21 protein-coding genes are annotated in these 22,377 nt (G+C 40.5%); 12 read left to right on the forward strand and 9 right to left on the reverse strand.

Going from position 1 to position 22,377, the window contains the following annotated elements:
* Positions 1 to 6 precede the first annotated feature (6 nt).
* The gene (glgB, locus tag H561_RS0102305) at positions 7 to 1,953 is read right to left on the reverse strand and encodes a 1,4-alpha-glucan branching protein GlgB (RefSeq protein WP_027385542.1); all 1,947 of its coding nucleotides are present in this window, start codon (positions 1,951 to 1,953) and stop codon (positions 7 to 9) included.
* Positions 1,954 to 2,167: 214 nt separating this feature from the next.
* Here glgB and H561_RS0102310 point away from each other — a divergent pair, with 214 nt between their 5' ends.
* The 9 genes from H561_RS0102310 to H561_RS0102350 all read left to right on the forward strand — a co-directional run bounded on the left by H561_RS0102310 (position 2,168) and on the right by H561_RS0102350 (position 11,321).
* Positions 2,168 to 3,289: an alpha/beta hydrolase-fold protein gene (locus H561_RS0102310; RefSeq protein ID WP_027385543.1), complete on the forward strand. Its 1,122-nt coding sequence runs from the start codon at positions 2,168 to 2,170 to the stop codon at positions 3,287 to 3,289.
* 5 nt (positions 3,290 to 3,294) lie between these two features.
* Complete coding sequence (locus H561_RS0102315) at positions 3,295 to 4,710, forward strand: M17 family metallopeptidase (protein WP_027385544.1); 1,416 nt, start codon at positions 3,295 to 3,297, stop codon at positions 4,708 to 4,710.
* A 141-nt stretch (positions 4,711 to 4,851) separates the two neighbouring features.
* Entirely contained in the window at positions 4,852 to 6,063 is a 1,212-nt protein-coding gene (locus H561_RS0102320; protein ID WP_027385545.1) for an ATP-grasp domain-containing protein, read from the forward strand.
* A 5-nt stretch (positions 6,064 to 6,068) separates the two neighbouring features.
* Positions 6,069 to 6,305 carry a hypothetical protein gene (locus H561_RS0102325; RefSeq protein WP_027385546.1) on the forward strand — a complete coding sequence of 79 codons (237 nt, stop codon included), beginning with the start codon at positions 6,069 to 6,071 and terminating at the stop codon, positions 6,303 to 6,305.
* A 79-nt stretch (positions 6,306 to 6,384) separates the two neighbouring features.
* Entirely contained in the window at positions 6,385 to 7,098 is a 714-nt protein-coding gene (locus H561_RS0102330) for an alpha/beta hydrolase-fold protein (protein WP_027385547.1), read from the forward strand.
* A gap of 41 nt (positions 7,099 to 7,139) precedes the next feature.
* Positions 7,140 to 8,093, forward strand: coding sequence for an ATP-grasp domain-containing protein (locus H561_RS0102335; protein ID WP_027385548.1), 954 nt, complete (start codon positions 7,140 to 7,142; stop codon positions 8,091 to 8,093).
* Positions 8,094 to 8,117: 24 nt separating this feature from the next.
* Complete coding sequence (locus H561_RS0102340; RefSeq protein ID WP_027385549.1) at positions 8,118 to 9,236, forward strand: carboxylate-amine ligase; 1,119 nt, start codon at positions 8,118 to 8,120, stop codon at positions 9,234 to 9,236.
* A gap of 34 nt (positions 9,237 to 9,270) precedes the next feature.
* Positions 9,271 to 10,104 carry a type 1 glutamine amidotransferase gene (locus H561_RS0102345; protein ID WP_027385550.1) on the forward strand — a complete coding sequence of 278 codons (834 nt, stop codon included), beginning with the start codon at positions 9,271 to 9,273 and terminating at the stop codon, positions 10,102 to 10,104.
* Positions 10,105 to 10,136: 32 nt separating this feature from the next.
* Positions 10,137 to 11,321 (forward strand): hypothetical protein, encoded by a 1,185-nt coding sequence (locus H561_RS0102350; RefSeq protein WP_027385551.1) that lies wholly within the window; start codon positions 10,137 to 10,139, stop codon positions 11,319 to 11,321.
* 121 nt (positions 11,322 to 11,442) lie between these two features.
* Here the strand turns inward: H561_RS0102350 and cphA are convergent, their stop codons facing one another.
* The gene (gene cphA / locus H561_RS0102355) at positions 11,443 to 14,070 is read right to left on the reverse strand and encodes a cyanophycin synthetase (RefSeq protein WP_027385552.1); all 2,628 of its coding nucleotides are present in this window, start codon (positions 14,068 to 14,070) and stop codon (positions 11,443 to 11,445) included.
* 201 nt (positions 14,071 to 14,271) lie between these two features.
* Between cphA and H561_RS0102360 the strand changes: the two genes are divergently transcribed.
* The 3 genes from H561_RS0102360 to H561_RS0102370 all read left to right on the forward strand — a co-directional run bounded on the left by H561_RS0102360 (position 14,272) and on the right by H561_RS0102370 (position 16,443).
* A complete protein-coding gene (locus tag H561_RS0102360) occupies positions 14,272 to 15,159 on the forward strand; it encodes a cyanophycinase (protein ID WP_034761207.1) in 888 nt (295 codons plus the stop codon).
* Between the two features lie 75 nt (positions 15,160 to 15,234).
* Complete coding sequence (locus tag H561_RS0102365; protein WP_027385554.1) at positions 15,235 to 16,077, forward strand: isoaspartyl peptidase/L-asparaginase; 843 nt, start codon at positions 15,235 to 15,237, stop codon at positions 16,075 to 16,077.
* Between the two features lie 96 nt (positions 16,078 to 16,173).
* Positions 16,174 to 16,443 (forward strand): YtxH domain-containing protein, encoded by a 270-nt coding sequence (locus tag H561_RS0102370; protein ID WP_027385555.1) that lies wholly within the window; start codon positions 16,174 to 16,176, stop codon positions 16,441 to 16,443.
* A 47-nt stretch (positions 16,444 to 16,490) separates the two neighbouring features.
* Here H561_RS0102370 and H561_RS0102375 read toward each other — a convergent pair whose 3' ends face one another.
* From H561_RS0102375 to H561_RS0102405, 7 genes are all read right to left on the reverse strand, one after another.
* The gene (locus tag H561_RS0102375) at positions 16,491 to 17,291 is read right to left on the reverse strand and encodes a class I SAM-dependent methyltransferase (RefSeq protein WP_081411617.1); all 801 of its coding nucleotides are present in this window, start codon (positions 17,289 to 17,291) and stop codon (positions 16,491 to 16,493) included.
* A gap of 63 nt (positions 17,292 to 17,354) precedes the next feature.
* Entirely contained in the window at positions 17,355 to 18,209 is an 855-nt protein-coding gene (locus H561_RS0102380) for a PH domain-containing protein (protein ID WP_027385557.1), read from the reverse strand.
* A 44-nt stretch (positions 18,210 to 18,253) separates the two neighbouring features.
* Complete coding sequence (locus tag H561_RS0102385; protein ID WP_081411618.1) at positions 18,254 to 19,183, reverse strand: PH domain-containing protein; 930 nt, start codon at positions 19,181 to 19,183, stop codon at positions 18,254 to 18,256.
* A 153-nt stretch (positions 19,184 to 19,336) separates the two neighbouring features.
* Entirely contained in the window at positions 19,337 to 19,990 is a 654-nt protein-coding gene (locus H561_RS0102390) for a GNAT family N-acetyltransferase (RefSeq protein WP_027385559.1), read from the reverse strand.
* Between the two features lie 3 nt (positions 19,991 to 19,993).
* Positions 19,994 to 21,343, reverse strand: a complete 1,350-nt coding sequence (gene hisS / locus H561_RS0102395; protein ID WP_027385560.1) for a histidine--tRNA ligase — start codon at positions 21,341 to 21,343, stop codon at positions 19,994 to 19,996.
* A gap of 151 nt (positions 21,344 to 21,494) precedes the next feature.
* A complete protein-coding gene (locus H561_RS0102400) occupies positions 21,495 to 21,947 on the reverse strand; it encodes an HRDC domain-containing protein (protein ID WP_034761115.1) in 453 nt (150 codons plus the stop codon).
* A 16-nt stretch (positions 21,948 to 21,963) separates the two neighbouring features.
* Positions 21,964 to 22,296: a single-stranded DNA-binding protein gene (locus H561_RS0102405; protein WP_027385562.1), complete on the reverse strand. Its 333-nt coding sequence runs from the start codon at positions 22,294 to 22,296 to the stop codon at positions 21,964 to 21,966.
* Positions 22,297 to 22,377 lie beyond the last annotated feature (81 nt).

The following is a 22,377-nucleotide window of genomic DNA, read 5'->3' on the forward strand; positions in this document are numbered from 1 at the left end:
TCTGCTTTATCTTTTGCGTTGATTAATTCTGTTCTGTTTATATTTTTTGTCTTTTTTCTTCACAATTATTCCTGAAAGCGGTGACAGCTTGATGTTGATTGATTCCGGATGTCCCATGTATGCTTCACCATGTTCATTGAAAATATCCGGTTTCACATCGCTTCCTCCGTATTTTTTGTCATCGGAATTAAAGACAACTTCCCAACGGCTTCCGTCCTGTACTCCGATTTTATAATCTAAAACTTTCGGGGTTAAATTGAGAATGACCATAAAAATATTGTCCTTCTTTTTTCCTTTTCTTAAATAGATATACACTGAATTTTCCTGATCATCAGCCTGCACCCATTCAAAACCGTTTACATCAAACTGGTTCTCGTAAAAAGCCGTTTCATTTCTGTAGATATGATTAAGATCTTTGATTAAGGTCTGTAAGCCTTTATGAACAGGATACTGCAGCAAATGCCAGTCCAGACTGCGGGTAAAATTCCATTCACCGGTCTGCCCGAACTCATCTCCCATGAATAAGAGTTTGGCACCGGGATGTGTAAACATATACACATACAAGGCACGGAGGTTGGCAAATTTCTGCCATTCATCACCGGGCATCTTATAGATCAGGCTTGCTTTTCCATGCACCACTTCATCGTGTGACAAAGGCATCATATAATTTTCATTATACATATACATTGAGGCAAACGTCAGCTTATGGTGATAAAATTTCCTCTCGGCCGGGTCTTTTTTAAAATAGTCCAGGGTATCATGCATCCAGCCCATCATCCATTTCATTCCAAATCCTACGCCTCCGTCATGCACGGGTTTTGTCAACAGCGGAAAATCTGAACTTTCCTCCGCAATGGTGATGATATGATCTCCGAATTCTTTATAAACCGCTGTATTGAAATCCTGCAAAAAAGCTTTGGCTTCAAGGTTCACATTATCTCCATATATGTTAGGTTCCCACTCGCCCTCATTTCTTGAATAGTCGAGATGCAGCATTGAAGTTACCGCATCGACCCGCAGGCCGTCCGCATGGTATCTTTCAAGCCAGAACATCGCGTTGGAAATGAGAAAAGACTTCACTTCATTTCTTCCGTAGTTGAAAATATACGATTTCCAGTCCGGGTGAAACCCTTTTCTCGGATCCTCATGTTCATACAGGTAAGAACCGTCAAACCGGTGCAGCCCGTTGGCATCGCCCGGAAAGTGGGACGGTACCCAGTCTAAGATCACCCCGATTTCATTCCGGTGGAGTTGATCAATTAAAAACATCAGATCCTGTGGGGATCCGAAGCGTGACGTTGCGGCAAAGAAACCGGTGATCTGGTAGCCCCAGCTCGGGTCATACGGGTATTCCATGACCGGCATAAATTCCACATGGGTAAAACCCATTTCTTTTACATACGGCACCAGCTTTTCTGCTACCTCGCGATAATTCAGGAAACGTTCAGGGTTATCTTCATTTCTCATCCATGAACCCAAATGGATTTCATAGACTGAGACAGGAGCTTTCAGGCTGTTGTTTTTCAACCGGTCCGTCATCCATTCCTTATCTTTCCATTCATACCATGTGGTGGAAACCAGTGAGGCGGCCTGAAGGTTCTGTTCCCAGCTTAATGCATAAGGATCACTTTTTTCAAGGATTTCGCCTAAGGCCGTTTCTATGGCATATTTATACAGAGTACCCCAGGTCAAACCTACGATAAATCCTTCCCAGATACCGGATCCGTCCCATCGGGAAAACAGGATATGCTCCTGATGGTCCCAGCCGTTAAAATTCCCGATCACCGAAACTTTCTTGGCATTCGGAGCCCACACGGAAAAGCAAACCCCCTTTACCCCGTCTTTCTCAACGGAATGGGCACCAAATTTATCATAAAGTTTGTAATGACTACCTTCTTTAAAAAGGTAAATATCATGATCTGTAAAAAGTGTATAGGTTTTAACCGAATTCATTACGGTCTGATTTAATTTTTATATTTTCTGAAAGTACCAAAAACAAACAGGGGGAAGTGTTAATTATTAATGAAGTTATTATTATATTAACCACCTACCATCATTTGTATCTATCAAATATATTAATTTTTAATCACCTTTTATGGTTTTGAATATAATGAGATTTAAAAGATTTTTTTATAAATTTAGCACTCAGAATTTTTAAATACGCATGATGAGGTTTGAACTTTATACGGAAGCGGATGATGACAGAGCAATCTATATCACAGGAAATTTCAACAACTGGAACCCGAAGGATTATCGCTTTCAGCTAAAACAGTCAGATGCTCAAAATTATTATATTGAGATTGACCCTCAAATTTTACCTGATCAAATTGAATATAAATTTGCCAAAGGCGGTTGGGAAAACGTAGAACTTGATGCTCACGGCAATATTACACCCAACAGAAAAGTCTCAAAATACATAGGGAAAACAGTTGATGCCGTTGAAAAATGGAGGTTTAACTGGGGACCTTTCAAAAAGGAATTTTTCCCGATTGCAGAAATTATTTCGGAGGAATTTTATATACCGCAGTTGGAACGTTCGCGTAAAGTCTGGGCACTTCTCCCCCATGACTATTATATTTCTGACAAAAATTATCCCGTGCTTTATCTTCAGGATGCCCAGAACCTTTTTAATGAAGGCAGCGGTTACGGCAACTGGGAGATCGATAAAAAGCTTTCCGTCCTCGCAGAATATGGCCGGGGAGATATTATCATTATTGCCATAGAACACGGAAGCGAAGAAAGGATCAAGGAATATATCTTTGACAATGATCATGTGGCCAACGGTTCGGAAGGAAAGAAATACATCCGTTTTATCACCGATACCTTAAAACCTTTTGTGGACCAGAATTACCGCACCAGAAAAGACCGTGAAAATACGGGAATCGGAGGAAGCTCTCTGGGCGCTCTGATCAGTATTTACAGCGGTTTCCTCTACCCTGAAGTATATTCCAAACTACTGATTTTTTCCCCTTCCCTTTGGGTAGAGCCTAACAATAATTTCCCGATGATGAATTTCAGGACTCCTTTCAGCACTAAGATTTATCTGTACGGAGGCGAACAGGAAGGTTCAAAAATGGTGAAAAGGATTCAGGTTTTTGAGCAGTACCTCAAACGATGGGAAAAGAAGAACCTTTTTGATTTTGAATTCAGGACAAGCATCAATCCGGAAGGTACCCACAGTGAATTTTACTGGTCACAGGAATTCCCTAGGGCCATTGAATGGCTTTTCTACAACAATACAGAAAATCCGGTGGAGGTAAAACCCCATCAGCAAAGCATTAAAAATTAACAGGCATGAAACTCATCAATAAAAAGAACAAATCCTATACTCAGATCTTCCATGTGTTCACCGAAGAAGAATGGATAAAAACGGAAAAGAATTTCAACAAAAATATTTCCACGTTCTTCACCGGTAAAAAGCATGAAGTGTTCATTCATACCCATGAAGAAGGTATTGCCTATTTCATCGGCCTCGGGAAATCTACATTACAGAACTTTGAGATCCAGCAGGTGGCCGTTAAGTTTTCGCAGGCTCAGAAAAAGACCCTGCAGGCAGTCCCGACCCTTATTGTAGCGGATTTTATGAACGAAAGGCAGTTTGAGGAACTGGTGAAAGGCCTGCTGAGCGGAACCTATCATTATCCTTTCGAAAAAAACCATGCATTCTGGAATGCAAAATTTGAACTTCATTTTGAAAATTTAAGTCAGAAGAAATTAGACTATATCTGCCAGAAAACCGAGGCTTTAAGCAACGGGCAAACGGCCTGCCAGGAATGGCTTAACAAACCAGCCAATTTCAAGAAACCGGATACGCTGAGCTTATATCTTAAAAATCTTGCGAAAAAGCATGATTTAAAGTACACCGTCTTTAACAGGAAAAAGTGTGAAGAACTCGGGCTGGGAGCTTATCTTGCCGTAAACCAAGGAAGCGCCTATGATGCTGCTTTTACGATTCTGGAATATAAAACGCCTGCTAAAAATGCAAAGACATTTGGCCTTGTCGGGAAATGCGTTTTGTTTGATACCGGTGGAGTCTCTTTGAAAAACCCGGATAACATGCATTATATGAAGTCTGATATGGGCGGTGCGACAGCTGTTTTAGGAACTTTAATTTACGCTGCAGAAATGCAGCTTCCTGTAAATATCATCGCGGTTCTGCCCATAACGGATAATGCCGTTTCTGAAAATGCTTTTCTTCCGAGCGACGTGATCACGGCCTATAACGGAAAAACTATTGAGGTTTTAAATACAGATGCCGAAGGCAGGATGGTTCTGGCCGATTCACTCTCCTACCTGGCAAAAAACTACAGAACAGATTTCCTGATTGACCTTGCCACCTTAACCGGAAGTTCGGTAAGGATGTTCGGGGATACCTGCGGAGCATTGTTTTCCAACAGTGAGGAGCTGAAGAATCTTCTGATCAGAACCGGCGAAAAAACCAACCAGAGACTCTGGAACCTGCCGCTTTGGGATATCTGGAAAGATGATATTCAGTCTGATGTTGCCGATCTTAAAAACATTTCCATGAAACCTATCGGGGACTGCATTGTGGCCGCGAAATTTCTTGAACAGTTTATTGAAAATCATCCTAACTGGGCACATCTTGATATTGCAGGGGTTGCATTCGGGAATGTAGGATATGCGAAGGAAAAAGCAGCAACCGGATTCGGGGTACAGTTATTGGCAGATTTAATCGAAAATTATCACTAAAAATTAGTTTATTAAAAAAAATCTCTGTATAATTGATAGGGGAATTTTCAAATACCTATTATATTTTCCATTTCAATGAGAAGTATGTAGCTAAAATGTATTTTTATTTTTGAAAATTTACCAGAAGCCAATAAACATTATATGGAGAAAAAAACGATAGTATGTATTTCGTGCTATTACAAGGGCTATGACTTCATGGATGAAATGAAGCAGCTCGGTAATAAAATAATCTTGGTAACCTCAGAGAATCTCAAAGATAAAAACTGGCCCTGGCATGCTATGGATGAAGTTTTCTACATGCCCGAAATAAAACCGTCCGTCTGGAATCTTGACCATCTTGTACAGGGTTTTTCCCATCTGATGCAGACCCGAAAAGTGGATGCTGTCATCGCGCTTGACGACTACGATGTCGAAAAAGCTGCGCTGATCAGGGAAACTTTCCGGATTCCCGGAATGGGACAGACTACGCACCGCTATTTCAGGGACAAACTGGCCATGAGGCAGAAAGCAAAAGATTCGGGAATTGATGTTCCTGAGTTTACTGCTGTCTTCAATAACGATGAGGTCAACTATTTTGCAGATACAGTTCCCGCTCCATGGGTCCTGAAACCACGTTCGGAAGCGTCCGCTTCAGGAATTAAAAAACTGGCTTCTAAAGACGGTGTCTGGGACGCGCTGAATCAGCTCGGGGAAGAAAGACATTTGTTTTTACTCGAAAGTTTCAAGCCCGGCGATGTGTATCATGTAGACAGCCTGACGTTTAATAAAAAAATAGTTTTCACCTCCGCTTCAAAATATCTGGCCCCGCCCATGGAAGTTTCCCATGAAGGTGGCGTATTCAGAACCAGAACTCTGGGAAAATCATCGGAGGAATATAAGGCTCTTAAAGAAGCCAATGCCAAAGTGCTTTCCAATTTCGGCTTAATGAACGGAGCTACGCACACCGAGTTTATCCGCAGCAAGGAAGATGGAAAATATTATTTTCTTGAGACTTCTTCAAGGGTCGGAGGAGCACATATCCCTGATCTGGTGGAAGCTTCGAGCAGCATTAATATCTGGAGGGAATGGGCAAAAATAGAAGATGCCTTACTCAGGGAAAGAAAATACAAAATACCAAAAGCCAAAGACTATTATTCCGGATTGATCATTGCTCTGATTAAGGATAAAGAAGCAGATTATCATCAGTTTGAGTGCGGAGAAGCGGTAAAATTTTTACCGATTGAATATCATGTAGGCATTGTGTACAAATCAAAAGATCCTGAGATCATCCGGGAACGGTTGGACAAAGCCGCTGAAAAGATCCAGGCAGAAATGCTCAGCATCCTTCCTCCGAAAAGTAAACCAACTTCATAATTTCAATGAACAGAGATATTAATATTAAAGAAATTATTGATTTTATAAGGTTTAAGCTACCTGAAGAATTGAATTTAATAAGTAATTTAGAACCAATTAAATCTGGAAAGTGGGAAAGCAAAGCTTATTACAAATTTGTTGATTCTACAAATGCAAACCAGCCCGGTTCAGAATGGCAGTTTAAAGAAAATATTGTTTTGGAACATCCAAAATTTAAAACGATTGTATTAGATATTCTTTAAAACGGTCAATTAGGAGGAATTGAATTTATTAAATTCATATAATCTCAAGAGTATAATTTTTAAACCCAAACAAAAAGAAATGCCGCAGATAGAACATACGGATTATTATTCAAATATTTTAGGAACAAGCCTTAAAGTGGAACTAACAGGGCATTACGGCCACCCGATTATTATGTTCCCCACTTCTCAGGGACAGTACACCCAGAACCATGATTTTCATTTAAACGAAAGCATCAACTGGTTTGTGGAACAGGGAAAAGTGAAGCTGTATAATATCCAGACCATCGATAGCTGGAGCTTTTACAATGAAAACATTTCCCCGCAACAGAGAATCAGAAATTACGAAAAGTATGTGCAGTTTCTGATCCAGGAATTCGTGCCTTACATTCAGAAACTTCATCAGACCCATCGGGTGGCCGTAGCAGGAGCGAGCTTCGGAGGATATCATGCCGCAAATTTCGCCTTCAGATTCCCGGATGTCGTTTCACATGTATTCTGCCTTTCAGGAGCCTTCAGCATACGGAACTTCATGGACGGATATTCCGATGATCTGGTGTATTTCAACTGTCCGAAAGAATTTGTAAAAAATGATGAAGCCTGGAAATACAAGCATATGCATATTGTATTAAGCACGTCTGACCAGGACATCTGTAAAGATAAAAACATTGAAATGGCAGACATTTTAAGCGCAAAAGGAATTGATTTCTGGTATGACGAAAGAAAATGGATCAACCATGACTGGCCGCTGTGGCGCATGGTTTTTCCCACTTTTATCGGTACTTTCTTTTCATAAAAATTATAATCAAAATATAAAATATTAAAAAACATTCAGTTATGGCAAAAAAGGTTGGAATTTTATTCGGTATGGAAGACACATTTCCCTGGGCTTTTATCGATAAAGTAAATGAACTGGGAGGCGGGGAAATTATTGCCGAACCGGTAACAATTGATAAACTGGAACAGGGCGAAGATTACGGCTATGCCGTTATTATCGACAGGATTTCCCAGGATGTTCCCTTTTACAGGGCTTATCTTAAAAATGCTGCATTAAACGGAACCTATGTCATCAACAATCCGTTCTGGTGGAGTGCAGATGAAAAATTCTTTAATAATGCCCTGATGTCCAAGCTCGGAATACCGCTTCCGAAAACGGTACTGCTGCCTTCACACGAAAGACCAACCAATACTTCGGAGACCTCTTTCAGAAACCTGAAGTTCCCTCACGACTGGGATTATATCTTCGACTATGTAGGGTTCCCGGCTTATATGAAACCCCATGACGGAGGCGGCTGGCGAAATGTCTACCGTGTGGAAAACCCGGAAGACCTATGGAATAAGCTTGGTGAAACACAGCAGCTGGTTATGATGGTACAGGAAGAAATTATTTTTGAAGATTATTACCGGGTTTACTGTCTGGGTAAAAAGTATGTACATATTATGCCTTATGAACCGAGAAATGAACCGCATTTACGATATGAAACTACTCATCAGACCAAGGGTAAAAAACGGGAAAAGCTGTTGAAGACCATCCATGATTATACCATTAAAATGAATGAAGCACTTGGGTACGATTTCAATACCGTTGAATTTGCAGTAAAAGACGGAATCCCGTATGCCATTGATTTCTGTAATCCGGCACCGGATGCCGACAGAAACTCAGTCGGGGAAGAGAATTTCGCATGGATTGTGGAGCATGCAGCGAAACTGGCTGTTGAAAAAGCGAAAGAATATGTTCCCGGAAAACCGAATATCTCTTGGGGAACTTTTGTAAAAGATTCTGTACAATAAGAACATACCATAAAAGCACAAAGAATGCATCAGTTTACGATCGGAATCGAAGAAGAATATCAAATCATTGATGTTGAAAGCAGGGATCTGGTGTCTCATGTTTCGAAAATTATTGAAGGCGGAAAGGCTGTCTTAAGTGAAAACCTGAAACATGAAATGCATGAATCCATGATTGAAATGGAAACGGGCATCTGCCAGAACATCCAGGAAGCTAAAGCGGAGCTCACCAATCTGAGAAGGCATCTAATCAGAACGGCCCATGAGCAGGGGCTTCGGGTTTCCGGCGGCGGAACGCATCCTTTTTCAAACTGGGAACATAATACGATTACCAATGGGGAACGCTACAACAAAATTGTAGACGATATGGGCGATGTAGCCCGCGGAAACCTTATTTTCGGGCTACATGTTCATATCGGCATTCCGAATCGTGAAGAAGGGGTGAGAATTCAGAACGTCATGCGCTATTTTCTTCCCCATGTGTATGCATTGTCTACCAATTCACCTTTCTGGATCGGACGGAATACAGGCTTCAAATCCTACCGCCAGGAAATTTTTGTAAAATTCCCGAGGACCGGTATTCCTAGCTTTTTTAATTCTCTGGCTGAATTCGACAGTTATGTGGACCTTCTGGTGAAAACCGGAACCATCGATAATGCCAAGAAAATCTGGTGGGATTTAAGGGTTCACCCGTTCTATCCTACCATTGAGTTCAGAATCTGTGATATGCCCCTGAGGATTGATGAAACGGTCTGTATGGCTGCCATTATGCAGAGCCTGGTGGCCAAAATTTACAAGCTTCACCAACAGAATTTAAGTTTCAGAAGTTACCGGAGACTATTGCTGAATGAAAATAAATGGAGGGCTTCCAAAAGCGGGATTGAAGCCCATCTGATTGATTTCGGCAAGGAAGAATCCGTACCTTATCCTGATCTGTTGAAAGAACTTCTGGAATTTATTGATGATGTCGTTGATGATCTGGGATGCCGGGAAGAAGTAGATTATGCATGGAAAATCCTGGAACACGGGACAGGCGCAGACCGCCAGCTCCGGGTCCTGAAAGAAACAGGAGACCTGACAAAGGTAGTGGATTATATGATCTCAGAAACAGAATATGGCATAACGCATCACGAAAACGCATGGTGATATTTTAATTAATTTTGTGAAAATACAGGCTGAAATGAAGGATATCCGAATGGCTTTGCTGGATATGAACAATAACCGGGTTAACCAGGGCTTTAAAAATATAAAAGAAATTTCCGAGGCATTTAAGGAACGCTGCAGTGAAAATGTAACGATCAGTTCATTCGATGTCCGTTTTAAAAATGAGATGCCAGATATTAATGATTTTGACATCTTCATATCTTCCGGAGGTCCGGGTGATCCTCACAGGGAAGGCCTGGAATGGGAATACCGGTTTGCCGATTTTCTGGATCAGATTTTCGAATACAATACTTCCCATCAATCCAAAAAATATCTCTTTCTGATCTGTCACTCCTTCCAGCTGGCCAGCATCCACTGGAAACTGGGGAACATCTGCAAAAGAAAGTCGTATTCATTCGGAGTCATGCCGGTTCATAAAACGGAAGACGGTGAACAGGAATTCTTGTTTGAAAACCTTCCGGATCCTTTTTATGCCGTGGATTCAAGGGCTTACCAGTTTATAGAACCTGAACATGAGCGTATTGAAGCACTGGGAATGAAAATTGTGGGTATTGAAAAATTCCGTCCGCACATCCATCTTGAACGGGCGGTAATGGCCATTCGCTTTTCAGAAGAGATTTTCGGCACACAGTTTCATCCTGAAGCCAATCCTGCGGGCATGATCGAAAACCTGAAAGATGAAAAGAATAAGCAGGCCATGATCGACAGTTTTGGCATGGAAAAATACCTTGAAACCATTGACCGGATAGATGATCCTGATAAAATCCTTTTAACCCAGGCCCAGATTATTCCAAGGTTTTTACAATTTGCGAGAGAAAATATCATGAAGCAAGCTGGAGTAGCTGTTTAAAGCATTCAAAAATTAAAATCCCAAAGAAAAGCATGATCCCGAAATACAGAAAACAGTTCAATGAAGAATTTTCAAAGGAAAAATATGATCAGGTAAAAGCAATCCTAAAGCAGAAAAGCGGTCTGGAACCGGCTTTCAGAATTTCCGAAAGCCCGATGTTTCTGACTAAAGAATTTAAATCAAAATTACTGGATGCCAGCGACAGTATTATTGACCAGATCAAATCTCTGCCGAAAGAAACTTTACAGAAAGCGATTCCTGATGACTGCCGGGTACCGAATGATACGGACCAACCCCATTTTTTCACGATTGATTTCGGGATCTGCAAAAATGAGAACGGGGAAATCGAGCCTCAATTAATTGAGCTGCAGTCCTTTCCTTCATTATATGCCTTTCAGGAAATTTTTGAAGAAACATTCTGTGAAGTATACCCTTTTCTTTCGGAGATCCGTAATGAAATGCCTCACGAGCAGCTTAAAAATTATTTAAAGGAGTTGATTGTCGGAAAAGAAAACCCTGAACACGCTATTCTTTTAGAAATTTATCCTGAAAAGCAGAAAACAGTCATCGACTTCCTTCTGACTGAAAAATTATTAGGAATAAAAACGGTTTGCCTGACCCAGATAAAAAAAGAAGGTAAAAACCTGTTTTATGAAAATGACGGAACATTAACTGAAATCAAGCGGATTTATAACCGCGTTATCTTTGATGAACTGGACCGGATTCCCGATCTGAAAACGGAGTTTGACTTTCGTGAAGAGGTGAATGTTATCTGGGTAACCCATCCGAACTGGTTCTTTAAAATATCTAAATTTTTACTGCCGTTCTTAAAACATCCGTTCGTCCCGAAAAGTTATTTCCTGCATGAATTTCCCGACAGTGAAAACCTTAAGGATTTTGTTTTGAAACCATTATTCTCTTTCGCCGGAAGCGGAGTCAACCTTACTCCTACTAAAGAAATTACAGCGTCTATTAAAGATCCGCAAAATTATATTTTACAGAGAAAAGTATCTTACGAACCCGTTTTTGAAGATATTAACGGAGCGTTTTCAAAAGCGGAAATCCGTCTGCTGTATATCTGGAGAGAACAGGATGAGTGTCCTATCCTGGTGGAAAATCTCGGGAGAATGACCAAAGCCGATATGGTGAATGTGGATTTCAATAAAAAAGATGCCATCTGGATCGGGAGCTCCAATGCGTTCTTCGCAGAGGAATAATCCTCATATAGTGATCAATAAAAAGCCTTTCAGCGTTCAGATGCTGAAAGGCTTTTTTATTTTATTTTGTTATTTTTGGGGCGGCTTCTACGAAGCCGCCCCAAAAACCTATACTTAATAATTAAGCTTTGTCCTCTTCCTGCAATTCCTTCGTCTGGTATTCCTGTACAAGTTCGATGGCATTGGAAATTACGTCACTCAATGCTGTAATAAAAGTTCCTTCTTCAGCCATTCCCATAGCGTGCTTCAGGGCATCGATTTCTTTAGGAATGATTTCATAACTGACGCTTTTTCCCGAAGACTGCATGCCTTCAATAATCAGCCCGTTAATTTCATCTTCCGTTCTGCCGCGCAGGTGTTTTTCGTTTCTGATGATGATGTGATCAAACATTCTGCCAGCAATCTTTCCGCATTCTTTGATGTCACCGTCACGTCGGTCTCCCACTCCGGAAATAATCCCTATTTTCTTCGTGGACTCAACATTTTTAAGATAATCTTCAATGGCTTTGTATCCTGACGGGTTATGCGCGAAATCAATCAGTACTTTAAAATTCTTGAATTTAAAAACATTCAGCCTTCCCGGCGTTAGTTGTGCACTTGGAATAAAAGTACGCAGGGAATTCGAAATATCTTCAATCCCGAAACCGTAGAGATAACAGGATAAGCTGGCAGCCAGCACATTTTCTATCATAAACTTGGCCTTTCCTTCCATCGTAATCGGAAAATCTTTGGCCTTCCCGATTCTGATCTTCCAGTCGCCTTTTTTGATGGTTACAAATCCTTCCTCGTATACACAGGTAATCTTGCCTTCTTTTGCAAACTTCTGGATGTAAGGGTTATTTTCATTCATACTGAAAATAGCCACCTGGCTGTCCAGGTCATTTACGATTTTCATTGAATATTCATTGTCTGCATTCAGGATGCTCCATCCGTTTTTCTTGACACTGTCAAGGACCACTCTTTTCACCTTTGTCAGGTCTTTCAGGTTGTGGATGTCATTCAGTCCCAGATGGTCTTCTTCAATATTCGTTAAAACACCGATATCACATTGAGAGAAACCAAGCCCGGAACGTAAAATCCCGCCTCTGGCGGTTTCAAGAACAGCAAATTCCACCGTCGGATCTTTCAGGATAAATTCGGCAGACATCGGGCCTGTGGTATCTCCTCTTGTCAGCATGGTATTCTGGATATAAATTCCGTCTGAAGTGGTAAAGCCTACCCTGTAACCGTTGCTTTTAACGATATGTGAAATTAACCTTGTGGTGGTAGTTTTTCCGTTGGTCCCCGTTACTGCGATAATCGGGATGGTAAAAGGTTTTCCCTGCGGATACAGCATATCCACTACCGGCGCCGCTACGTTTCTCGGCAACCCCTCACTCGGGGCAAGATGCATTCTGAATCCGGGTGCAGCATTAACTTCAATGATCGCTCCCCCGCTTTCCTTTAAAGGCTGCGTAAGGTTTTGGGCCATAATATCGATTCCGCATACATCAAGACCGATAATTTTTGAAATCCTCTCAGCCATTGTGATATTTTCAGGATGTACCATATCCGTAACGTCAATGGAAGTTCCGCCTGTCGAAAGATTCGCTGTGGATTTCAGATAGACTACTTCTCCTTTCTGCGGTATCGTTTCTAAAGTATAATGAAGTTTTTCAAGAAGCTCCGTCGTGTCTTTATCCACTTCAATTTCAGTTAAGACATTTTCATGTCCGTAGCCTCTCCGGGTATCTTTATTTTCTTTTTCAATCAGCTGCTGAAGATTCAGTTCGCCGTCGCCTACAACATGTGCCGGAACCCTTCTCGCTGCAGCTACCATTTTATTGTTGATAACCAGAATGCGGAAATCATAGCCCGTAATGTATTTTTCGACAATGACTTTTTTGGAAAACTGCTGAGCATGCTCAAGGCCTAATTTTGCAGCTTCCCAGTCATTGACATTGATGGAAGAACCTTTTCCATGGTTCCCGTCAAGCGGCTTTATCACTACCGGATAGCCTATTGCTCTCACTACGCTGTCCAGGCCTTCTTCATCCATAATCAGGTCGCCGGTCGGAACAGGGATTGCTGCTTCATGAAGCATTCTTTTGGTCAATTCTTTATTACATGCAATATCTACGGCAATTGAGCTGGTCTTCCCTGTAATGGTGGCCTGAAACCGCTGCTGGTTGACCCCATATCCCAACTGGACCAGAGAATTTTTACCTAAACGGATCCATGGGATTTTACGGGAAACCGCTTCCTGTACAATACTTCCTGTAGAAGGACCAAGACGGACTTTTTCGCGGATTTCTTTTAAGGTCTGGATACAGGCATTCAAATCATATTCTTCACCGTCAATCAACGCTTCTGCAATTTTTACAGCTTCTTCCGCTGCATAGATTCCTGCATTTTCTTCGATATAGTTAAATACAACATTGTATACGCCCGGCGTCCTCGTTTCACGGGTCCTTCCGAAACCTACTTCCATCCCGGCCAGCGTCTGCATTTCCAATGCAATATGCTCAATAACGTGCCCCATCCACGTCCCTGTTTCCACGCGGTGAAAAAATCCGCCTTCACAACCTTCGGAACATCGGTGACTGTATAATGAAGGCATCAGTTTTTCTATTCTTTCTCTGAACCCTTCTATTTTATTGGTAGGAAAATTTTCCATTTCTTCGAGATCCAGCCTCATCTGTATCAGCTTTTTTCTTCTGATACTCCATATATTAGGGCCGCGCAATGCCTGTAATTTCTCAATTTTCATAGTCTATTTTCATTTTTAATAGTTAACGATAAGTCCATCAGAAATCAAAGATAATGCAAAACCCTAAATGAAACTATACCATGGTTAAACATTTATAAAAAATAAATCAAAAAATGTAAGCATTATAAAATTCTCAAAATCAAATTAAACCTGCTGTGAATTTTTTCACCTCTTAATTATTTTCTAACTTTGCACTCTATGATGAAACCTGTTGGAAAATTAATTGTTATCGGTGGCGCTGTCAACAAGGGCAGTTTTGCTGAAACCGATTTTGATCAGAATATAGAAAAAAACCTGAATTTCTTTGAACGGGGGATACTCCGTAAGATCATTAACGAATCTAAACTTAAGGAAAATTCCGTTATTGAAATCATTACGACCGCATCACAAATCCCCCAGATTGTAGGTTCGGAATATAAAAAAGCATTTGAATTTTTAGGTGCTAAAAACGTTAACGTACTGGATATCCACAACCGCGAAGAAGCCAATTCTGATGCTATCGTGGCCAGAGCCAATGCTGCAGACGTTGTGATGTTCACCGGAGGAGACCAGCTCAGGCTTACCTCCATTTTAGGCGGGACCAGGTTTCACGATACGATTTTATTGAAATACCAGGAGCAGGATTTTATCTATTCCGGGACGTCTGCCGGCGCTGCTGCTGCCTCTGAAAATATGATTTATCAGGGAAGCAGTTCAGAATCTCTGTTAAAAGGGGAAATTAAAACAACACAGGGCTTAGGACTGATCGACAATGTTATTATAGATACCCACTTTGTGCAGCGGGGAAGAATCGGGAGACTTTTCCAGGCTGTAGTCAACAATCCGAGAACGCTGGGAATCGGATTGGGGGAAGATACCGGGCTTTTTATCCATAATGATGTGATGACTGCCGTTGGTTCCGGACTGGTCATTCTGGTGGACGGACGGTTTATCAAAGATACCAATCTCACGAACATCAATCTGGGAGAACCTATTTCAATTGACAATTTAACGGTTCACGTCATGTCAATGAATGATCATTATGACCTGACCACAAAAGTGTTAACCATTGAAAACTCTCAGTATAACCCGATCCCGCAGGACATTTAATCGCAATGAGTAAATTATACTTTATTTACTGATTCAATACAATTCATTATCCACCTATAATCCATTACATCTTATATGAAAATAATCATCCACGGCGGATTTTTCTCGGAGAGCGACCAAAGCCACGAAGTGAAGACCGCCAAACAAAATTCTTTAAAAAATATCGCTCAGCATGCATTTGAATATCTGCAGACCCATTCTGCTTTTGATACGGTAGCCTATGCGGTTTCACTACTTGAAGACGATACGCTGTATAATGCCGGAACAGGTTCCCAGATCCAGGGCGACGGCGTGATCAGGATGAGTGCTGCGATCATGGATGGCGGAACCGAGAAGATGAGCGGCGTAATCAATATTCAGGATGTAAAAAACCCGGTTTTTGTAGCCAAAGAACTGATGAAAGAAGATGACCGGATCCTCGGAGGCGATGGAGCAAAAACGTATGCTGCCGGGCATGGCTTTGAAAATTTTTCTACTGAAATTCCCCAGAGACGAAAAGAGTATGATGAAAAGCTGAAAAACGGAGGAAAAGGAACTGTGGGCTGTGTAGCTATTGATAAAGACGGTAAATTGGCAGTAGCCACATCTACCGGCGGAAAAGGTTTCGAACTTCCGGGAAGGATTTCAGATTCAGCTACGGTAGCCGGAAATTATGCCAATTCAATCTGTGCCGTAAGCTGTACCGGAGTCGGTGAAGATATTGTCAGCAATGCAACGGCAGCAAAAATTGTGACCCGGGTAACTGACGGCATGTCCCTGCACCATGCTTTTAAAAAAACCTTCGACGAATTAAAAGCGATTGACGGCTTCGCCGGTGCGATTGCCATTGACAAAGATGGAAATATTTATCACCAGGATTCACATCCCACGATGGTTTTTGCGAGCTTTGACGGAAAAGATTTCGAAGTCTTCCAATAACTTTAACATTATTTTATAAGTAAGCTTATTTTTTTGGCACACATTTTACATGATTACTAATAACAAATTAAATATTAACATTTAAGAATAGAAATCATGGGAAATAAGACAAAAGGATTATTAGCATTAGTTGGTTTAGGAGCAATAGCGTATTGGAAATACAAAAATTCTTCTGATGAAGATAAACAATTGGTAAAAGATAAGATCAACACCGCAAAGGATAATTTCAACAAATGGGGCAATGATCTTAAAGATAAAGCGAACAATGTAGCTTCACAAGTACAGGACAAAGCAGGTAACGTAGCCTCACAGGTTAAAGACCAGGCGGAAGATGTAAAAAACCAGGCACAGGAAGTGGTTAGTTAAGACTAGTTTATTTTAACATTCATATATAAGAAAGTCATCACAATAAGTTATTGTGATGACTTTTTTTCTGCTCCGACCGCATACACCATAGGTATTTTGTTATTGAATTTTGTAATTCTCCATTTTCCTTTTTCAAACTCTTCTACATGTTTGAAACACGGATACGGTGACCAGTCGAATTCTTTAAAACTATTGATCCTTATTCCTTTATCAATCAAATTTTGTAATACATCAGCCAGGGAGTGGTTCCACATCACATAATCCTGAACAAGATCTGCAGACTGATCGGCGTATGTTCCTTCATAGGTTTCCATAATCGGCTTTTCATTAAAATAATTATATTTCAGCTGATCAAAATCATCGTCAAACATCCAGACTACAGGATGAAATTCTGCCATTATAAATTTCCCCTCCGGTTTTAGGAAGTAACTGATAATTTCCGCCCATTTATTCAGATCAGGAAGCCATCCGATGGTTCCATAACTGGTAAAAACATAATCGAACTTATGATCCAGTACCTCAGGAAGACGGTAGAGATCACTGCAGATGAACCGGGTATCGGTTCCGGCTTTCACAGCAAGATCTCTGGCAGCATCCACCGCTTTATCCGAAAAATCAATTCCGGTAACTTTTGCACCCATTCTCGACAGGGAAATAGAGTCCTGCCCGAAATGGCACTGCAAATGAAGAATTGATTTATCTTTAATATCGCCTAAAAGTTCCAGTTCAATGGAATTCAGGGAAGTTCTGCCTTTTAAAAATTCCTCAACAAAATAGAACTCAGACTTCAGGTGTATATCTACCTTGGCATTCCAGGAATTTTTATTGATGTCTAAATAATTTTCCATGATTACATTCAGGCCAGGTTAATTTATTTACATCCTGGCAGTTAATTTAATATTTTTTTAAAGCTATAATTTTCCTAAAAGTTTCTGCTTCTGTTCTGCAAATTCTTCTTCCGTTAAAATTCCGTTTTCCCGCAGCTGAGCCAATTTCTCAAGCTGTTCGAGAACAGTATCGGTAGAAACTGTTTTTATTTTATCCTGCTGCTTCTGGAATTTTTCTTTATTGTATATTTTTTCAATGAAACCGTAGAAAATTTCCGCATCCTGTTTATCATAAAAACACTCAAATTCGACAATTTTTTCATTGGTGTGTATTTTAATAACAGGAGATATAAAATTCTTTACAAAGCTTACTTCATTGATGGTTTCATTGGTGAACTCACTAACTTTTACCGGTTTAAACATGGCTTTGGAAACAGAAACGATTCTTTTGGGGGTTACCAGCAGAATCCCGGCATCTACCGTATTTAAAAACTGAGCATCCGTAATGGCCAGAACCGGTTCCTCCAATCCTAGGATATGCGGCAGCTCTTTGATTTCTCCGCGCGTAAATACAGACAGGTTGGCATTAACCTGCTTCATCTGATTTTTTATTTCTTTTAATCTCTTCTTATAAAGACCGTGATCATTGATCATCAGATTTGATACGGCATTTGATGCAACGGGAAGATTTTCACTGTGATCCTGAACCTGCAATGGATGGGTATTATTTGGGTCTGATACTGGGATACCGCTTTTTATAAGATTCTGAATATCATGAATATTGAAACTGTGAAGATTATACAGCAATTCCTGATTAATATTACTGGCTTTATCCAGACAGGTATTGCAGAGAATATTACCGTCTGATAATTTATTTTCGCCCAGCATCCGGTCGATTGATGTTAAAGTATTTCCGCACAATCCGCAATGATCATTCATAATTTTAATATTTAATATACTATCAGATGATTTTTAAATTCAATTTAAAGCCTTTCGAGTAATTTCTTTTTCTGTTCTGCAAATTCATCTTCTGTTAAAACTCCGATTTCCCGCAGTTTCCCAAGCTTTTCCAATTGTTCAAAGATAACCTCAGCAGATTCTTTTCTGATCTCCGGCGAACTTTGCTGAACAGGTTTCGGAGTACTTTGCGGAAATACAGAGTCTGAAACAGGCAGGTTGTAAATATTGAAAGATGAAGCCTGAATTTGTTGTTGTTGTTGTTGAACAGGCTGTTTCACGGATCCGTTAATATAATTGTTAACTGCGTTAGAGAAATTTTTCCCGTCATTTTTATTATGAAGCTTGAATTCCGCAGCGGAACCGTTCTTGGCAAATATCTTAAGGGTTGAGTACAAAAGGCTTTCTGTATGCTCCACCGAAGAAATATTCTGATAAAGATAATCGTCTTTCTGGAGATTACCGAAGAACTTCTTATCGATAAAAACAACCCTTTTCTGAGTGGAAAAAATAAGGCCTTCCACTTTGTCAGGGATCGTCAGCCCTTCAGCAATTGCCGTTAATAACTCATCTCCATCGAGTACATTCACCAGTTCCTTAACCTCTGCATCGGCAAAAATACTAAGTCTTGCATTAAGTGCTACGATCTGGTCCTGAATGCTGTCCAGCCTTGTTGTTGCCCCACCGAATCCAAAACTCCGGGTTACGTTATTCTGAACATCAGGCACTTGGGAAGCGGTCGGTGATTCAAACGCTCCTATTTTCCCCTGAAGAATAATCCCTCTGATCTCCGGAAGAAATAATTGCTCCAGATGGCCAACAATATCCTTATTGATCTCGGTAGCCTGATTCAGGCATTTATTGCACAAAATATGGCCGTCTGCCAGTTTGTTTTCACCTAAGAGCGTATCCATAGAGGTTAAAGGAGCGCCGCACAATCCGCAAATATTGTTCATCCGGTTTTATATTATGAGTTTAAAAATATGATTATTTAATTTCCTATACACACCAAATTACGAATTTTATATAAATTCAGCTGTATATCATTCGGAAAAATGATCTGAACGATGACGTTAGGTAAAATGACCGGGAAGGTATTCACTTTTTGTTTATCCTTCCTTATCTGGAATAACTATGGAACTGTAACTGCTGTACAGTTTCCAGCCTAATGATTCGTATAACAACTTTCCCTGTTGCGTAGCCACCAAAAAATTATTTGAAACTCCTTTCGATAAAGCAATTCCTTCAAGCTTAGCCAGAACTATGGTTGCAAGCCCCTTTCTCCGATGTTTTTCTTCTGTTACCACTCTGTCATATACTGCTACATCGTCGACTATAATTAGCCTTCCTACAGCTGCCTGTTCCGTATTATTACAGAGAATCCTCACTATAAAATATTCCGGGATTATGCACTGAATTGCTATTGAATAATTACCAGGCAATACATGATCCGGGATGATCATGGGATGTCGGCAATTCATCATATATCCTTCCGGCTGAACGATCCAGCGTTCAGGAACAAGGCCTTTCAGCTGCTCGGGAGAAGCACAGACTTTTAAATAAATCCACGGTTCGGTAACATATTCTGCCAGCTGAATAAAATCATCATTCAGCTCAGAAAATACATACCGGATTTTCTGCTTTTCTTCTCCAACGTCCACTCTGAATCCGGATCTGTACCGGGCCGGTAATGACAAATCCCTGGATAATGACCAGCCTCTAAGCCATTTCTCTACAAGTTCTTCAGACACCTGACAGCCCATCAGTTAGCCTAAAAATTCTTCCAGAGAAACCGTTTTCTGTTCCCCGGCTTCGAGGTTTTTATAGGTGACCGTTCCATTTTTAAGCTCTTCTTCACCTAAAAATACCAGGTTTTTAATTCCTTTCTTTTCTGCATAGGTGAATTGTTTCCCAATCTTGGAATTCTCAGGATACAGTTCTGCAGAAATGCCCTTTTCTCTTAACTGCCCGATTAGTTTTAAGGCATCAATAGACTCATGACTTCCGAAATTAGCGAATAAGTATTCCACGTTTGCAGCGGCTTCTTCAGGAAAAAGCCCCAGTTCTTCCATTACCAGATAAGTCCTGTCCAGTCCGAAGGAAATACCGATTCCCGGAATATTCTTTACTCCGAAAACTTCCGTAAGGTTATCATATCTTCCGCCGCCGCCGATGGATCCCATCTGGACCGTGTTGGCTTTAACCTCAAAAATGGCTCCGGTATAATAATCTAGCCCTCTCGCCAGGGTAATGTCAAAAACCAGACTGTTAAGGTGTACGCCCAGTGCTACAGATTGTTTAATAACAAATTCCAATTCGTCAACTCCTTTTGAGCCAGTTTCATTTCCGTCAAATTTTTCTTTCAGCTGATGAAGGTTTTCCAGTGCATTGTCAGACTGCGTGAACAGGAAATCAAGCTTATCAATGGATTCCTGACTGATCCCTCTTTCCAGTAATTCTTTCACTACACCGTCTCTCCCGATTTTATCAAGTTTATCAAGAGCCACAGTAAAGTCGATTAATTTATCCGTAATTCCCGCATATTCTGCCAGTCCGGAAAGAATTTTCCGGTTGTTGATATGAATGGTAACGGGTACTTTTAAATCTGAAAATGATTTTAAATACAACTGAACAAGGTCAACTTCCTGTAACAGGCTTTCACTTCCCACAACATCTGCATCACACTGGTAAAACTCCCTGAACCTTCCTTTCTGCGGTCGGTCGGCTCTCCAAACCGGTTGGATCTGGTAGCGCTTGAAAGGGAAAGTCAGCTGATTATGGTTCATGGCCACGAATCTTGCAAAAGGCACGGTAAGATCGTAACGAAGGGCTTTATCGGAAATCTGAGAAGTCAGTTTCTGATGACTTTTATTCTCCCAGTCCTCTTTATTTACCTTTGAAGTATAATCTCCTGAATTTAAAATTTTGAAAATCAGACGGTCTCCTTCTTCCCCGTATTTTCCGGTTAAGGTAGAGAGGTTTTCAAAGCTCGGGGTTTCCAGAGGCTGAAATCCGAACAACTCAAAATTTTTCTGTAATATATTGATGATGTACCGTCTTCTTGAAACTTCCAATGCGGTAAAATCCCTTGTCCCTTTTGCTAAACCTGGTTTCATTGTGTAATTGATAATGATAATTAATATGTATAAAGATTACAAAAATAAGGAATTGCAAAGACTTTTGCTAAAGATATAACAGATTAGAAAGCTGAAAGAAATTTATCTCCCAGCTTTCATCATCATCTTTCGATCACTTGTGTTTCTACCTTCAGGTACTTTCTAATATTTCCAGAATTTCTTCACCGTAGTTTTCTATTTTATGTTTTCCGAAACCTTTGATATCAAGCAGCTCTTCTTTTTTAGCCGGTTTGTATTTGGCTACGGAAGTCAGTTCTTTATTGGTAGCAATAAAATAGGTCGGCAGGTTCTGTTCTCTGGCTTTTTCGGATCTCCACAGTTTCAGGGCATCCAGAATTTTCTCTTCATCACCATTTAACGCCTCATTATCTGCGGAATATTTTATCTGTTTTGCATCTTTTACCATATTCTGGCTGATTTTCAGTTCTTCAAAATAAAGGACAACAGACCAGTAATTTTCATCGCTGACAAAAGCAGTTTCTACTTTTATAATGTCTTTGGATTCCAGGAATGCATCCAATGCTTTCTGATCCTGATGCAGGAATTCTTTCGGTAACCTGATTTTAAATACTTTTACTTTCATGATTGGTGTTTTTTAATTATTTGCTTCCTAAAAACAGGATTTCATCCACTTTGATTTCAGTGATATAGCGTTTAATACCGTCTTTATCATCATAAGACCGATAGGTCAGTTTACCTTCTACCGCGATTTCTTTTCCTTTAGTAACATATTTCTGAAGGATCTCTGCGGTTTTACCGAAAGCAACGAGGCTGTGCCATTGGGTTTCCTCTACTTTATCCCCTTTTGCATTGGTGTAATAATCGCTTGTAGCCAAAGACACGGCTGCTTTTACGTTTCCGTTTTCAAAGCTGATCATTTCAACTTCTTTTCCTGTGTAACCTACTAATGTTACTTTGTTTCTTAGTGACATAACTTTAATTTTAAATGTTAATATTCAGATCAGAGACGTTCACTGTTTTCTCAAATCTCTGGGACAAAGGTTGGGGAAATC

It is taken from the genome of Chryseobacterium gregarium DSM 19109 (assembly GCF_000430845.1).
Lineage (GTDB): Bacteria > Bacteroidota > Bacteroidia > Flavobacteriales > Weeksellaceae > Chryseobacterium > Chryseobacterium gregarium.